The 13,311-nt window shown below is 63.8% G+C and carries 11 protein-coding genes; 2 read left to right on the forward strand and 9 right to left on the reverse strand.

Annotated elements, in window-relative coordinates; genetic code table 11:
- Positions 1 to 30: 30 nt before the first annotated feature.
- The 3 genes from BLT86_RS16205 to hutI all read right to left on the reverse strand — a co-directional run bounded on the left by BLT86_RS16205 (position 31) and on the right by hutI (position 3,579).
- Positions 31 to 1,356, reverse strand: a complete 1,326-nt coding sequence (locus BLT86_RS16205) for a YjiH family protein (RefSeq protein ID WP_017675759.1) — start codon at positions 1,354 to 1,356, stop codon at positions 31 to 33.
- A gap of 80 nt (positions 1,357 to 1,436) precedes the next feature.
- Positions 1,437 to 2,372, reverse strand: coding sequence for a formimidoylglutamase (gene hutG, locus BLT86_RS16210; protein ID WP_017675760.1), 936 nt, complete (start codon positions 2,370 to 2,372; stop codon positions 1,437 to 1,439).
- Positions 2,362 to 3,579 (reverse strand): imidazolonepropionase, encoded by a 1,218-nt coding sequence (hutI, locus tag BLT86_RS16215; protein ID WP_017675761.1) that lies wholly within the window; start codon positions 3,577 to 3,579, stop codon positions 2,362 to 2,364. The genes hutG and hutI overlap by 11 nt, the downstream gene beginning before the upstream one ends.
- Positions 3,580 to 3,794: 215 nt before the next feature.
- On the opposite strand from hutI, the gene BLT86_RS16220 reads away from it, so the two are divergent.
- A complete protein-coding gene (locus tag BLT86_RS16220; protein WP_017675762.1) occupies positions 3,795 to 4,385 on the forward strand; it encodes a HutD/Ves family protein in 591 nt (196 codons plus the stop codon).
- Positions 4,386 to 4,654: 269 nt separating this feature from the next.
- A complete protein-coding gene (locus BLT86_RS16225) occupies positions 4,655 to 5,959 on the forward strand; it encodes an OprD family porin (RefSeq protein WP_092378063.1) in 1,305 nt (434 codons plus the stop codon).
- Positions 5,960 to 6,018: 59 nt separating this feature from the next.
- Here BLT86_RS16225 and BLT86_RS16230 read toward each other — a convergent pair whose 3' ends face one another.
- From BLT86_RS16230 to bioD, 6 genes are all read right to left on the reverse strand, one after another.
- Positions 6,019 to 7,797: an acyl-CoA dehydrogenase C-terminal domain-containing protein gene (locus tag BLT86_RS16230; protein ID WP_092378066.1), complete on the reverse strand. Its 1,779-nt coding sequence runs from the start codon at positions 7,795 to 7,797 to the stop codon at positions 6,019 to 6,021.
- Positions 7,798 to 7,961: 164 nt separating this feature from the next.
- The gene (locus tag BLT86_RS16235) at positions 7,962 to 9,281 is read right to left on the reverse strand and encodes a GGDEF domain-containing protein (RefSeq protein WP_408003005.1); all 1,320 of its coding nucleotides are present in this window, start codon (positions 9,279 to 9,281) and stop codon (positions 7,962 to 7,964) included.
- A gap of 130 nt (positions 9,282 to 9,411) precedes the next feature.
- Positions 9,412 to 11,217 (reverse strand): phenylacyl-CoA dehydrogenase, encoded by a 1,806-nt coding sequence (locus BLT86_RS16240; RefSeq protein WP_059392303.1) that lies wholly within the window; start codon positions 11,215 to 11,217, stop codon positions 9,412 to 9,414.
- Positions 11,218 to 11,386: 169 nt separating this feature from the next.
- On the reverse strand, positions 11,387 to 12,124 hold the full coding sequence (locus tag BLT86_RS16245; protein ID WP_092378072.1) for a putative metalloprotease CJM1_0395 family protein: 738 nt from the start codon (positions 12,122 to 12,124) through the stop codon (positions 11,387 to 11,389).
- A 54-nt stretch (positions 12,125 to 12,178) separates the two neighbouring features.
- Positions 12,179 to 12,478 carry a hypothetical protein gene (locus BLT86_RS16250; RefSeq protein ID WP_064495135.1) on the reverse strand — a complete coding sequence of 100 codons (300 nt, stop codon included), beginning with the start codon at positions 12,476 to 12,478 and terminating at the stop codon, positions 12,179 to 12,181.
- A gap of 99 nt (positions 12,479 to 12,577) precedes the next feature.
- Positions 12,578 to 13,264 carry a dethiobiotin synthase gene (gene bioD / locus BLT86_RS16255; RefSeq protein ID WP_092378075.1) on the reverse strand — a complete coding sequence of 229 codons (687 nt, stop codon included), beginning with the start codon at positions 13,262 to 13,264 and terminating at the stop codon, positions 12,578 to 12,580.
- Between the last annotated feature and the right edge of the window lie 47 nt (positions 13,265 to 13,311).

Genomic DNA, 13,311 nt, shown 5'->3' on the forward strand with positions numbered 1-13,311 from the left:
CTCCTGTGGGAACGGGTCAGTGGTGGGCGGTCAGAGCCAGCCCAGAAATTGGGCGAGGTAGGCCAGGGGGATGGCCAACAGCAGGCTGAGCAGGGTGCGCTGCAGCCAGATCAGCAGCAGATGGCCCAGGCTCAGGGGAATTCGCGTGGCCAGCACGCAGGGAATCGAGGCAGACAGAAACAGCACGCTGCTGACCGAAACGATGGCGGTGACGAACTTCACCAGCACGTCGGCATCCTTGAGCAGCATCGCCGGCAGGAACATTTCCGCCAGGCCGGCGGAGATGGCGCGGGCCACCTGCATCGGCTCGTCCAGGCCGAACAGCCAGGTCAGCGGGTAGAGCAGCACGCCGAGGGCATCGAACAGCGGCGTGTACTTGGCGGCGAGCAAGCCGAGCAGGCCGACGGCGAGAATGCTCGGCAGGATGGCGGCGGTCATGCGCAGGCCATCGACGAAGGTTTCGCGCAGCGCCGAGCCCAGCGATGGCGCATTGCTGGCCTGCTGCATGCCGGCGCGCCAGGCACTGCCCAGGCGGCTTTCACCGGGTTGCAGCTGCGCCTCGGGCGTAGATTCGGACGGCAGGCGCGACAGCGGGTAGATGCGCGCGCTGATCGCGGTGACGGCGAAGGTCACCGCCATGGCGCCCCAGAAATACAGGTTCCACTGACCCATCAGGCCCAGGGTCTTGGCGATGATAACCATGAACGGCGCCGAGACAGTGGAGAAGCCGGTGGCGATGATCGCCGCCTCGCGCACGCTGTAATGGCCCTGCTGGTACATGCGGTCGGTGATCAACAGGCCCACCGAGTAGCTGCCGACGAAGGATGCCACGGCGTCGATGGCCGACTTGCCCGGTGTGCGCCAGATCGGCCGCATCACCGGCTGCATCAGCACGCCGATCAGCTCCAGCAGGCCGAAGCCGATCAGGAACACCAGCGCCAGCGAACCCAGCGGCACGATTAGCGCCAGGCTTAGCACCAGCTTCTCGAACAGAAACGGCAGCATGTCCGGCTGGTACAGCGCCTGCGGGCCGAGCTGCAGCAGATAGGCGGCGCCGATCAGCAGGCCGAACACCTTGAGCACGCTGAACACCGTGTGGGTCAGGCTGCGCCGCCAACTGCCGTCGAGCCAGGGAGCGACCGCGCCGTAGAGCATGAACAGCAACGCCACGCCGACCACCAGCGGCCGCGCGTGCAGTTGCAGGGCGCTGGCGGCGTGGTCGAGGAGGATGGTCGAGCGCCCGGCGATCTCGAACGGCACGAAGAACAGCAACAGGCCGATCAGGCTGTAGCCCAGCAGGCGCGCCAATGCGCGCGAGCGCGACACGCCAGCGCTCAAAGGCAGGGACTCAGACATGACGCGGCTCCTGGCCGCAGCGGGCGGTAATGAACATCGGGGTTTCCTCGTAGTTGTTGTTGTGCGGGAAAGCGTCGAGCTCAGAGGCTGAGCAGATGAATCAGCCGCGCCGCCACCTTGGCGGTGCGGTTGTCGATGTCGTAGTCGGGGTTGATCTCGGCCAGGTCTGCCAGGCGCAGCTTGCCGCTGGCCTTGAGCCGTTCGAGCAGCGGCTCCAGCAGCTCAAGGCGCACGCCACGGGCTGCTGGCGCGCTGACGCCCGGCGCCTCGCAGGCCGGCAGCACGTCGATGTCGATGGTCAGATAGAGCGCGTCGCACTCGGCGGCGAAGGCGTCCAGCTCGGCGCCGATGCTCTCCAGGGTCGACTCGCGAATCTGGTGATCCTCGCGCACCAGCACGTTCAGCTCGGCCGCACGAGCGAACAGCGCGCGGGTGTTGCTGGCGCGGCTGACGCCCAGGCAGGCGTAGCGGAACGGCCAGCCGCGTGCGGCACACTGCTCGGCGATCTGCGCGAAGGGTGTGCCGGAGGAATGCACATGGGCCGGGTCGCGCAGGTCGAAATGGGCGTCGAAATTGATGATGCCGATACGAGGGGCAGGATTGCCAGACAGATGCTCGGCCAGGCCCGACCAACTGCCGAAGGCCACTTCATGACCGCCACCGATTACCAGCGGCAGATGGCCGACATCCAGCAGCGCGCAGACGTTACGACCGAGGCGGGCCTGCGCCGCTTCCAGGTCGCCGTCTTCGCAGGTCACGTCACCGGCGTCATAGGCCGGTGCCTGACGATGCCAGGCCAGGTTGGCCAGCGCCTTTCGTACGCTTTGCGGCGCAGCGGCAGCACCGACGCGGCCATGGTTGCGGCGCACGCCCTCGTCGCAGGCGAACCCCAGCAGGGCCAGGCCCGGCTGGCTGTCTTCGGCGAGTGCGCGGATGCGCTGGTGCCAGCGCGCGCTGTCGGTTTCCGGGTCGGTACGACCGCTCCAGGCAGCCATGCTGTGACGATCAGCGAGCATGAGTAATGGCTCCGTTGAAAACGCGCTGACGCAGGCGCCCGGCCTGCACCGCGTAGGCCAGTTCGGCCGGTTGCTGGATATCCCACAGGCACAGATCCGCTGGCGCGCCGACCGCGATGCGGCCGAGGTCGGGCAGGCCGAGGGCGCGGGCGCCATGGGCGGTCATGCCGGCCAGGGCTTCGCGCGGGGTCAGGCGAAACAGGGTGCAGGCCAGGTTGGCCATCAGCGTGGGCATGCAGATCGGCGAGGTGCCGGGGTTGGCGTCGCTGGCCACGGCCATCGGTACGCCGTACTGGCGCAGCAGTTCGATGGGCGGCAGCTGGGTTTCGCGGAGCACGTGGAAGGCGCCGGGCAGCAGAACAGCGACGGTGCCGGCCTCGGCCATGGCGCGCACGCCGGCCTCATCCAGGTATTCGATATGGTCGACAGACAGCGCACCGTAACGTGCGGCCAGGGCGCTGCCGCCCAGATTGGACAGCTGCTCGGCATGGGCCTTGATCGCCAGACCATGGGCCTGAGCGGCCTGGTAGATACGTTCGCACTGCGCCGGGGAAAAGCCGATGCCTTCGCAGAACACGTCCACCGCATCGGCCAGGCCTTCCGCTGCGGCGGCCGGAATCATCTCGTCGCAGACCAGGCTTACGTAGTCGTCGGCGCGGCCGGCGTATTCCGGCGGCAGCGCGTGGGCGCCGAGCAGCGTGGTGAGCACGCGCACCGGGCGCAGCTGGCCGAGGCGACGGGCCACGCGCAGCATCTTCAACTCACTTTCGACGGTCAGGCCGTAACCGGACTTGATCTCCACCGTGGTCACGCCATCGGCCAGCAGCGCATCGAGGCGCGGCAGGCTGGCGGCGATCAGCTCGTCCTCGCTGGCCGCGCGAGTGGCGCGCACGCTGCTGAGGATGCCGCCGCCGTTGCGGGCGATGGTTTCGTAGCTGACGCCTTCCAGGCGCTGCTCGAACTCTCCAGCGCGGTTGCCGGCATAAACCAGATGGGTGTGGCAATCGACCAGGCCTGGGGTCATCACGCCGCCACGCCCAGCTTCGACTGCACCCTGAGCCAGCGCCTCGTCGAAGGTGCGTGACGGCCAAAGACCGGCAATGCGACCGTCCTCGACCAGTACGTTCATCGCCTCGTCCAGCTGCGCCAGGCCATCGAAGACCTGCACATCGCGCCAGAGCTGTTTCGAGGTGGAATGCATCGGCATGGGATTCTCCCGGCTTGTTTTGTATATACAATATGAGTGGATCGAATCGGCGTCAAGCTGTCAGCAACGGCCTGACCTTATGATCACAAGACCTGGCAAGACGGCTTGATACCCTGAATAGAGCGTTACCGGCCTCTATTTGGAGACATCTTCGCCGACCCTGTGATCGGAACCGTTTGTCGCCTAGCCTTTATGTATACACATTTGGAGAGATCATGCCCTGCACCCTGCTCGACCCCACAACTGCCCGCGCAATGCCCTGGAAGAACGGTGGCGGCTCCACCGTGGAATTGGCTATTTCGCCAGCGGATGCCGGCCTGGAGGATTTCGCCTGGCGCATCAGCACTGCGCAGGTGGCGGTGGATGGTGCCTTTTCCAGCTTCCCGGGCATCGACCGCAGCTTGGCCGTGCTCGCCGGTAACGGCGTGTGCCTGCAACGCGCCGACGGGCAGCGCGAAATGCTGCTCAGCGGTGGCGCCATAGCCGTGTTCGGCGGTGAAGAAGCGATCAGCGCCCATCTGCTGGACGGCCCGATCACCGATCTCAACCTGATGACGCGACGCGGCGTCTGGAAGCATGAGTTGCAGTTGCTTGAGTGGCAGGGCGAACAGGCGCTGCAGAACGATGCCGAGATTTTGCTGCTGTGGAATGCCGCGCCCGAAGCTCTGCACTATCAACTGCCAGAGGGCGGTCAGCAGGTGCTGGCAGCACACAGTGGTGTGCTGCTGGAGAACGAGCAGGGGCGCCTCACACTGGAAAGTGATCAGCCATCGCTACTCTACGTTAGCCGAATGCGCAGAGGCTGAGCACCAGAAGAACTGCGGGACGCCAAAAGCGACGCCCACACGATGCCAATGCGCCATCGCGTCGGTATCTGACCGCTGACCGTCGCTCTCACCCATTACCTCCCCCCTCACCTCCGTACCCTCCCCCGGGTTCGCCGAATGCGAACTCGGGGGATTCGCTGCTTCACGGCCAGCACATCGGCCCTTTCAACACTCTCGCCAACCAAGGGAGGACGCGACACCCCTTTCTCTGCCGCCAACGATGTCTAAAAACATACGGAGAGCAAGCCATGTCATTTCGCAGAAAAACACTACTGGCCCTGGCCATCAGCACCGCAACGGGGGCACCACTGGCCTTGGCCAGTCAGGCCGAAAGCCAGGGTTTCATCGAAGACAGCCACCTGAAGTTCATGACCCGCAACCTCTACTGGAATCACGATCGCCATGGCGGTGCTGATGACCGGCGCGAATGGGGCCAAGGTTTTCGCCTCGACTACACCTCCGGCTATACCCAGGGCACCCTTGGCTTCGGCGTCGACCTGAGCGCCTATTCGGCGATCAAGCTCGATGGTGGTCGTGGATACTCTGGACAGGCGGGCGTACTGGTACCGGATGGCGAAGGCACCAAGGACGCAGCAGGCTCTGCCGGCGCCTCGGTGAAGATGCGCCTGTCCAACACCGAACTGCGTTATGGCAACAACCTGCGTCCTTACAACCCGGTTTTCGCACCGGCCGATGCGCGCCTGGTTCCGGGCACCGCTACCGGATTCTGGCTGACCAGTTCAGAGTGGGCAGGCCTGGACCTCGAAGCCGGACACATGACCGCCTCCAAGGACTTCAACAGCACAAACAGCGACGATGATTTCCACGCATCCTACGCCGGCGTCAGCACGGATACCGTGGACTTCGTCGGCGGCAACTACGCCATCACCGACAACCTCAGCGTCAGCCTCTATGGCTCGGAGTACAAGGACATCTGGCGTCAGTACTACGCCAACACCAACTACACCTACTCGCTGAGTGACGATCAGAGCCTGAACTTCGACTTCAACATCTATCGCTCGAATGACGAAGGTCGCAAGCTGGCCGGCGAGATCGGCGTCACCGCCTGGTCGTTCGCCGCCGCTTACACCGTCGGCGCGCACACCTTCAAGGTGACTCACCAACGCATCAATGGCGACCAGCCATTCGACTACCTGGGCATGGGGCCAGGCACTTTCCATGATTCCATCTACCTGGCCAACTCCTCGCAACTGGTGGATTTCAACGGCCCGAACGAACGCTCCTGGGGTCTGTTCTACGACCTCAACATGGCCAGCTATGGCGTGCCCGGTCTGACCTTCCACGCCCGCTACATCCGTGGTACCGACGTCGATGGCAGCAAGATGGATCCGAGCAGCCCCTACGCCTACTACGCTGACAGCGAAGACCACTGGGAACGCGATCTCGCCGTGGGCTATGTGGTGCAGAGTGGCCCGGCCAAGGACCTGTCCTTCAAGTTGCGTCAGGCCACCCACCGTATCGGCAACGGCAAGTCCGACGTGTCCTCAGATCAGGTTCGCCTGATCATCGAGTTCCCGTACGAGATTTTCTGACCCTGTAAATGCACAAGCCCCGGCACTCAGGCCGGGGCTTGCGTACGCACCACACAGGATCAGAACTGCGCAGCATCCAACAGATACAGCGACTCGCTACCGGCCTTGACCGACGCACTCAGCGAGTGAATGCGCGGCAGCAGGCGGGCGAAGTAGAAGCGCACGGTACCCAGCTTGCTGGCGTAGAACTCGTCCTGCCCTTCCTTGCCCAGCGCGGCACGCGCCATCAAGGCCCACATGTAGGCATAGGCGGTGTAGCCGAACACGTGCAGGTACTCCACCGAGGCCGCACCGATCTCGTTGGGATTGCCCTTGGCACGATCCAGCACCCAGGCGGTCAGCTCGTCGAGGTTCTGCACAGCCGCCGCCAGCGGCTTGGTGAACTCGTCGAGATTGGCATCGGCCGAAGCGACGAAGGCCTTGATCTCGTCGGCCAGGTGCTTGTAGAAGCTGCCGCCGCTGCCGACGATCTTGCGCCCCATCAGGTCCAGCGACTGGATGCCGTTGGTGCCTTCGTAGATCTGGGTGATGCGGCAGTCGCGCACCAGCTGCTCCTGGCCCCACTCACGGATGAAGCCGTGGCCGCCGAAGATCTGCTGGCCATGCACGGTGGTTTCCAGCGCCATGTCGGTGAGGAAGGCCTTGGCCACCGGCGTCAGCAGGGCGACCAGCTCGTCGGCACGCTTGGCGGTGTCCTTGTCCTCACTGTACTTGGCGGTATCGAGCTGCATGGCGACGTAGCTGGAGAAGGCGCGACCACCCTCGTTCAGCGCCTTCATGGTCAGCAGCATACGACGCACGTCCGGGTGCACGATGATCGGGTCGGCGGCTTTGTCCTTGGCCACCGGGCCGGTTGGTGCGCGGCTCTGGATGCGCTCGCGGGCGTATTCGACGGCGCTCTGGTAGCTGCGCTCGCCCAGGGCCAGGCCCTGGATGCCAACGCCCAGGCGCTCGTAGTTCATCATGGTGAACATGGCGTTGAGGCCCTTGTTCACCTCGCCGACCAGGTAACCGGTGGCGCCGTCGAAGTTCATCACGCAGGTGGCCGAAGCCTTGATGCCCATCTTGTGCTCGATGGAGCCGCAGCCCAGCGCGTTTTTCTCACCGAGGGAGCCGTCGGCATTGACCATGACCTTGGGCACGATGAACAGCGAAATGCCTTTCGGCCCGGCCGGTGCGTCCGGCAGCTTGGCCAGCACCAGATGAATGATGTTCTCGGTCAGATCGTGCTCACCGCCGGTGATGAAGATCTTGGTGCCGCTGATCTTGTAGCTGCCATCTGCCTGGGGTTCGGCCTTGGTGCGGATGATGCCCAGGTCGGTGCCGGCGTGCGGCTCGGTCAGGCACATGGAACCCGCCCAGACGCCGGCGTACATGTTCGGCAGGTACTGCGCCTTCAGCTCTTCACTGGCGTGGTTGAGGATCGACAGGCAGGCGCCGGCGGTCAGCATCGGATACAGACCGAAGGACAGGTTGGCCGAATTGACCATCTCCTCGACCTGGGCGCCGATCACCTTGGGCATGCCCATGCCGCCGAACTCCGGCGAACCGCCGACACCGACCCAGCCGCCTTCGGCGTAGGTCTGGTAGGCCTCGGGGAAACCGGCCGGGGTTTTCACCGCGCCGTTGTCCCAGGAGCAGCCCTCTTCGTCACCGCTACGGTTCAGCGGGGCGATGCTGCCCGCGGTGACTTTGCCAGCTTCTTCCAGGATGGCACTGGCGGTATCGGCATCGACCACCTCGGCCAGGGCCGGCAGCTCGGCCCAGAGCTTGGAGACTTCGAATACTTCATTGAGCACGAAGCGCATGTCGCGCAGGGGGGCTTTGTAATCGGCCATGACACATCCTCGAAAACGGACTTACGTGAGAGGGCCGAGTTTACTTGAACAACTTTATAGACACATAGGGTCTTGTTGTGACCAGTAATTCACAGCCAGTCACTAACTATCTGATTGACTGAGGCCAAGGAAAACCTCTGCTGACCGCTCGTCTGCCAGCGCAGCTATTCGCGCCCGGAGGCCAGCTTCACAGCCCCGCGACGCTGGCCGGCGCTACGGATGCAATTGCGCCCGGCGGCCTTGGCGCTGTACAGCGCCTTGTCCGCCTCCTTGATCACTTCCTGCGGCGTGCGTTGCTCGGCCTGACGTTCGGCGACGCCCATGCTCACGGTCACCGACACCTCGCTGGCGGCCTTGCCGGCCCGGCGCTGCTTGCCTTCGCGGTCATCACGCGGGCGGTTTTGCGGATCACGCAGTTGCATGCGGTACTGCTCGATGGCCATACGCACTGCCTCGATGTGCGGCAGGGATTGCTCCACGCTCTTGCCGGGAAACAGCAAGGTGAACTCCTCACCGCCATAGCGGTAGGCCTTGCCGCCACCGCCAACCTTGCGCAGCTGACCGGCGACCAGGCGCAGCACCTGGTCGCCGACATCATGGCCGTGGGTATCGTTGAATTTCTTGAAGTGATCGACGTCGACCATGGCGATCACATAATCACGCCCCAGGCGCTGCAGGCGCTCGTTGAGCGCCCGCCGCCCAGGCAGCCCGGTGAGCTCGTCACGAAAGGCCATCTGGTAGGCCTCGTGCGCCACTGCAGCCACCAGCATGAGCATCACCATGCTGATCATCACCTGCAACGCGTTGGCCAGGATGAACACCTGCGGCAACATCCACAGCAGACCGCACAGCCCCACCAATTGCGCCGCGTGCAGCGGCCTGGGCTTGCGCAGGTACTGCACTGACAGCGCGATGAAAGCGAGCAGGAACGCCAGATAGACCAGTTGCGCCAGGTTCATCCAGGCACCATGCAGCGACGGCCAGTGAATCTGTGCCAGCCAGTCGGCGATACCCTGTGGATAACGGCGCGTCAAGCCGAAAGCCACTGCGCTGACCGCCAGCAGCACCAAGGCGCGGGCGAACATGTCCTGCGCCAGGTGCGAGCGCTCCTCCCAGCAGCCGTAGAGGGCATAGAGCAGTGGTAGCAACAGGCAGATCAGGTGAAAGACCAGAGCTGCATCGCCGCGTATCTGGCCATTGTCACGGAAGTGATCGACCTGGATATCCAGCAGGAAGTAGCCGACATACAGCGCCAGCAGCAGAAACACCTCGCGCTGACGGCCATAGACCAGACAGAACGCACCGCCGAGCAACAACAGCAGCGTCGGCAATACATTGAACAGGGAGATGAAGAACTCGCTCAGCCCTGGCAGCAGAGCAGCCACTATCCCACCGGCCAGCAAAGGCAGCGACGAGAAGAAGTGACTGAGGCGCAAATTGGCCGGACGGATCACGCTGACATCCTGGGCGAGAGATGAATGCATTCTGCCTGCTTCACCTGTTGAAAACAGCGACAGGATGCGACATTCCCTTCAGTACCCGGCGCAAAAACGACAACGCCGCCCCGAGGGGCGGCGTTGTGATTCAACCGAAAGAGATGGCTCAGAGCCAGTCTTAGAAGCCCAGAGCGAAGTGCTCTTCTTCCATCTCCATCAGGTTGCTGGCGCCCGACAGCATGGCTTCGACATGCGTACGGGTGCGCGGCAGGATGCGCGCGAAGTAGAAGCGAGCGGTCTGCAGCTTGGCCTTGTAGAAAGCCTCGTCATCAGTACCGGCAGCCAGCTTCTCGGCAGCCAGACGCGCCATGTCGGCCCAGAAGTAGGCCAGGCAGGCGTAGCCGGAGTACATCAGGTAGTCCACGGAGGCGGCACCGACTTCCTCGCGATCTTTCATCGCGGCCATGCCGATCTTCATGGTGATGTCGCCCCACTCCTTGTTCAGCTTGGCCAGCGGCTCGACGAATTCCTTGACGGAATCGTTGCCCTCGTTGGCCTGGCAGAACTTGTGCACGATCTTGGTGAAGTTCTTCAGGGCGCCGCCCTGAGTCATCAGCACCTTGCGGCCCAGCAGGTCGAGCGCCTGAACGCCGGTGGTGCCTTCGTACATCATCGAGATGCGGCAGTCGCGCAGGTTCTGCTCCATGCCCCACTCGCTAATGAAGCCGTGGCCACCGTAGATCTGCATGCCGTGGGAAGCGGCTTCGAAGCCCACTTCGGTCATGAAGGCCTTGGCGATCGGAGTCAGGAAAGCCAGCAGTTCGTCGGCGGCTTTCTTCTCTTCTTCGTTCTGGCTGTGCTGAACGATGTCCACCTGCTTGGCGGTGAAGTAGACCATGGCGCGGTTGCCTTCGGCGAACGCCTTCATGGTCAGCAGCATGCGGCGTACGTCCGGATGCACGATGATCGGATCAGCGGCTTTTTCCGGCGCTTTCGGGCCAGTCAGCGAACGCATCTGCAAACGCTCGCGAGCGTACTTGATGCCACCCTGGAAGCCGACTTCGGCATGGGCCAGGCCTTGCAGCGCGGTACCCAGACGAGCGGTGTTCATGAAGGTGAACATGCAGTTCAGGCCTTTGTTGGCCGGGCCGATCAGGTAGCCGGTGGCGCCATCGAAGTTCATCACGCAGGTGGCGTTACCGTGGATGCCCATCTTGTGCTCGATGGAACCGCAGGAAACGGCGTTGCGCTCGCCTACGCCGCCTTCGGCATTGGGCAGGAACTTCGGCACGATGAACAGCGAGATACCTTTGGTACCGGCCGGTGCATCGGGCAGGCGGGCCAGAACGATATGGACGATGTTATCGGCCATGTCGTGCTCACCAGCGGAAATGAAGATCTTGGTGCCGGAAACCTTGTAGCTGCCGTCGGCCTGCGGTTCGGCCTTGGTGCGCAGCATGCCCAGGTCGGTGCCGCAATGCGGCTCGGTCAGGCACATGGTGCCGGTCCACTCGCCGGAAACCAGCTTGGTCAGGTAGGTGTGCTTCTGCTCGTCGGTACCGTGAGCACCGATGGTGTTCATCGCACCATGGCTCAGGCCCGGGTACATGCCCCAGGACCAGTTGGCCGAGCCGACCATCTCGCTGATGGCCAGACCGAGGGATTCCGGCAGACCCTGGCCGCCGTGCTCGACGTCATGCGCCAGGCTCGGCCAGCCGCCCTCGACGAACTGCTGATAGGCCTCTTTGAAGCCGGTCGGGGTTTTCACGCCGGATTCGCTCCAGGTGCAGCCCTCGGTGTCACCCACACGGTTCAGCGGCGACAGCACCTGCTCGCAGAACTTGGCGCCTTCTTCGAGGATGGCGTCGACCATGTCCGGAGTGGCGTCCTGGCAGCCAGGCAGGCTCTGGTAGTGCGCTTCATAGCCCAGCAGCTCGTCACGAACGAAACGAATGTCACGCAAGGGGGCCTTGTAGTCAGGCATAACGGTAAACCTCTGCGGTGGATTCCTAGTAGTTGGGGTGACCGTCTTGGCGGTCGCTCTCGGGATCACTCCCGGCTGCCTGGCCACGAGGCTGCGGCCGAAGCAATCAAACAGGCGTTTGAAACATACGTTTACGCCAACCCCTTGTCAAGCGCTGCCAATCGGCCGGCTACGCGACCAGATCGATGCGAGGCTCCGGCGCTGGCAACTCACCCAGACGCCGATACAGATCAAGATTAGGCGCTGGCGGCAAAGCCTGCTGCGACTGCTCGGCGGGCTGCTCATCCGCTTGTCTGGCTTCTTCACGTGCCTTGCGCTGCTCGACGGCGTTGGTGGCTTCCTCTCGGCGCTGCTCAGCCAGTTCGACGCGCGCCTGCGCCGCCTGCGCCTGAGCCAGAGCAGCTACACGCAGGTCCTGCGGGGAAGGTTCGATGGGCGCAAGTGCTGCGCGCAGGACGATTTCCATCTTGCGCAACGTCGCTTCGGGATCATTGGGGATGGGAGCGGTATCGATGCTGACTTCGCCGGACACGGCGTAACGCTGCCCATCAGGGCCGCGCTTGAAGCTGTAGGTGGGCGCACCGGCGTATTGCCCACCAACGGCCGCGTGCGCCTGCTCGTGGGTGCGCACCTCGCGGTCACGTTGCACGAGATCGGCGATTTCCAGCTGCTGCTGGCGCTGCTCCTGGGGGCTTGGCTCGGCCTCGCCTGCAGGTGTCGATGAATTGGTATCGCGATCCGCCTCCTCTCGGCCGGAAGCAGCGGAGTCGGCCTGTTGCTCCTGTGGCGCGGCGACAGGCGCCTGGTCGGCACGGGCAATATCAGGGGAAACATCGGACGACAGCGGTCTCGCCGAACTGGCGGACGGCGCGGAGAGGAAAGGTGGCAGGCTGCTGCCAATCTGCATGAGCGCCCTCCTGCCCCGCCACTGGCCGCATCCGCGCGGCCGGGGTGAGACAACTTAAGCGCGGGTATCGATCAGGGTGCCTAGCACCTCGTCAGCCGTGTCGACGACACGCGCATTGGCGCGCACTTCGTTTTCACCGACACGCAGTGCGACGAGGCTTTCGGTCAGGTCGGGACGGCTACGCTCGGAAACCTGTGAGCTCGGGTTGACCTGATTCTGCGGCGGGGTCTGCGTGGTCTGCTGAGAAGGGTTGATGGTGTTGCTGGCGATATCACCGGCTGCCTGTTCGACACGACGTTGACCGGCCTGAATACCGTTCAAACCCGAATTGAATGCGTTGGCGGAGATTTCCATCGGCAGCCCCCTGAGAGATATAGAACCTAATGACGAGTATTGAAGCAGAAAACGGCTAAAAAACGTACAGGCAAAAGGCTATGGTCACTTTACTGTTTATTACCAGTCTGCCAACAACTCGAGATTGAGGTGCTGCGCCACCGCCGCGGCCGTCACTTTGCCCAGGTGCGGCACACGCCCCAGACACGGCGCTGGCAGCCGCTCGCTGAGGGTGGCGAGATTGTCTTCCAGGCGTGAGGTCTTCGGCTCGACGATATTGGCCACCCAGCCGGCCAGCCTGAGCCCGTCCCGCTCGATGGCTTCGGCACTGAGCAATGCATGGTTGATGCAACCCAGGCGCACACCCACCACCAGAATCACCGGAATGCCCAGCGCCATCGCCAGGTCTGACAGGTTTTCCTCGCCGGCCAGCGGTACGCGCCAGCCGCCTGCGCCCTCCACCAGAGAGAAGTCCGCGCCCTTGGCCAGGATCGCCCGTACTGGCGGCAGCAGGCTGGCGACATCCAGTTTGACGCCCACTTCACGGGCCGCCAGGTGCGGGGCAATGGCCGGCTCGAAGGCCAGCGGGTTGACCTCTTCATAGCGCAGCGGCAACGAACACTGGGCGAGCAAGGCCAGCGCGTCGTCGTTGCGCAGCCCATCGGCGGTTCGCATGCAACCGGAAGCGACCGGCTTGGCCGCTGCGGTGCTCAGACCCTGCTGGCGCGCCGCATGGAGCAGGCCAGCGGCAATAGTGGTCTTGCCGATTTCGGTATCCGTTCCGGTGACGAAGTAGGCTTGGGTCATCTGATCTTCCCGTAGGAGCGAGCTCTGCTCGCGAAGCGTGTTGGCGA

It is taken from the genome of Pseudomonas sihuiensis, assembly GCF_900106015.1.
In the GTDB taxonomy this organism is placed as follows: Bacteria; Pseudomonadota; Gammaproteobacteria; order Pseudomonadales; family Pseudomonadaceae; genus Aquipseudomonas; species Aquipseudomonas sihuiensis.

Excerpts from the sequence above, each read along its gene's own strand:
- BLT86_RS16205 (WP_017675759.1), bottom strand. The coding sequence starts at position 1,356 with ATGTCTGAGTCCCTGCCTTTGAGCGCTGGCGTGTCGCGCTCGCGCGCA.
- hutG (WP_017675760.1), bottom strand. The coding sequence starts at position 2,372 with ATGCTCGCTGATCGTCACAGCATGGCTGCCTGGAGCGGTCGTACCGAC.
- hutI (WP_017675761.1), bottom strand. The coding sequence starts at position 3,579 with ATGCCGATGCATTCCACCTCGAAACAGCTCTGGCGCGATGTGCAGGTC.
- BLT86_RS16220 (WP_017675762.1), top strand. The coding sequence starts at position 3,795 with ATGCCCTGCACCCTGCTCGACCCCACAACTGCCCGCGCAATGCCCTGG.
- BLT86_RS16225 (WP_092378063.1), top strand. The coding sequence starts at position 4,655 with ATGTCATTTCGCAGAAAAACACTACTGGCCCTGGCCATCAGCACCGCA.
- BLT86_RS16230 (WP_092378066.1), bottom strand. The coding sequence starts at position 7,797 with ATGGCCGATTACAAAGCCCCCCTGCGCGACATGCGCTTCGTGCTCAAT.
- BLT86_RS16235 (WP_408003005.1), bottom strand. The coding sequence starts at position 9,281 with ATGCATTCATCTCTCGCCCAGGATGTCAGCGTGATCCGTCCGGCCAAT.
- BLT86_RS16240 (WP_059392303.1), bottom strand. The coding sequence starts at position 11,217 with ATGCCTGACTACAAGGCCCCCTTGCGTGACATTCGTTTCGTTCGTGAC.
- BLT86_RS16245 (WP_092378072.1), bottom strand. The coding sequence starts at position 12,124 with ATGCAGATTGGCAGCAGCCTGCCACCTTTCCTCTCCGCGCCGTCCGCC.
- BLT86_RS16250 (WP_064495135.1), bottom strand. The coding sequence starts at position 12,478 with ATGGAAATCTCCGCCAACGCATTCAATTCGGGTTTGAACGGTATTCAG.
- bioD (WP_092378075.1), bottom strand. The coding sequence starts at position 13,264 with ATGACCCAAGCCTACTTCGTCACCGGAACGGATACCGAAATCGGCAAG.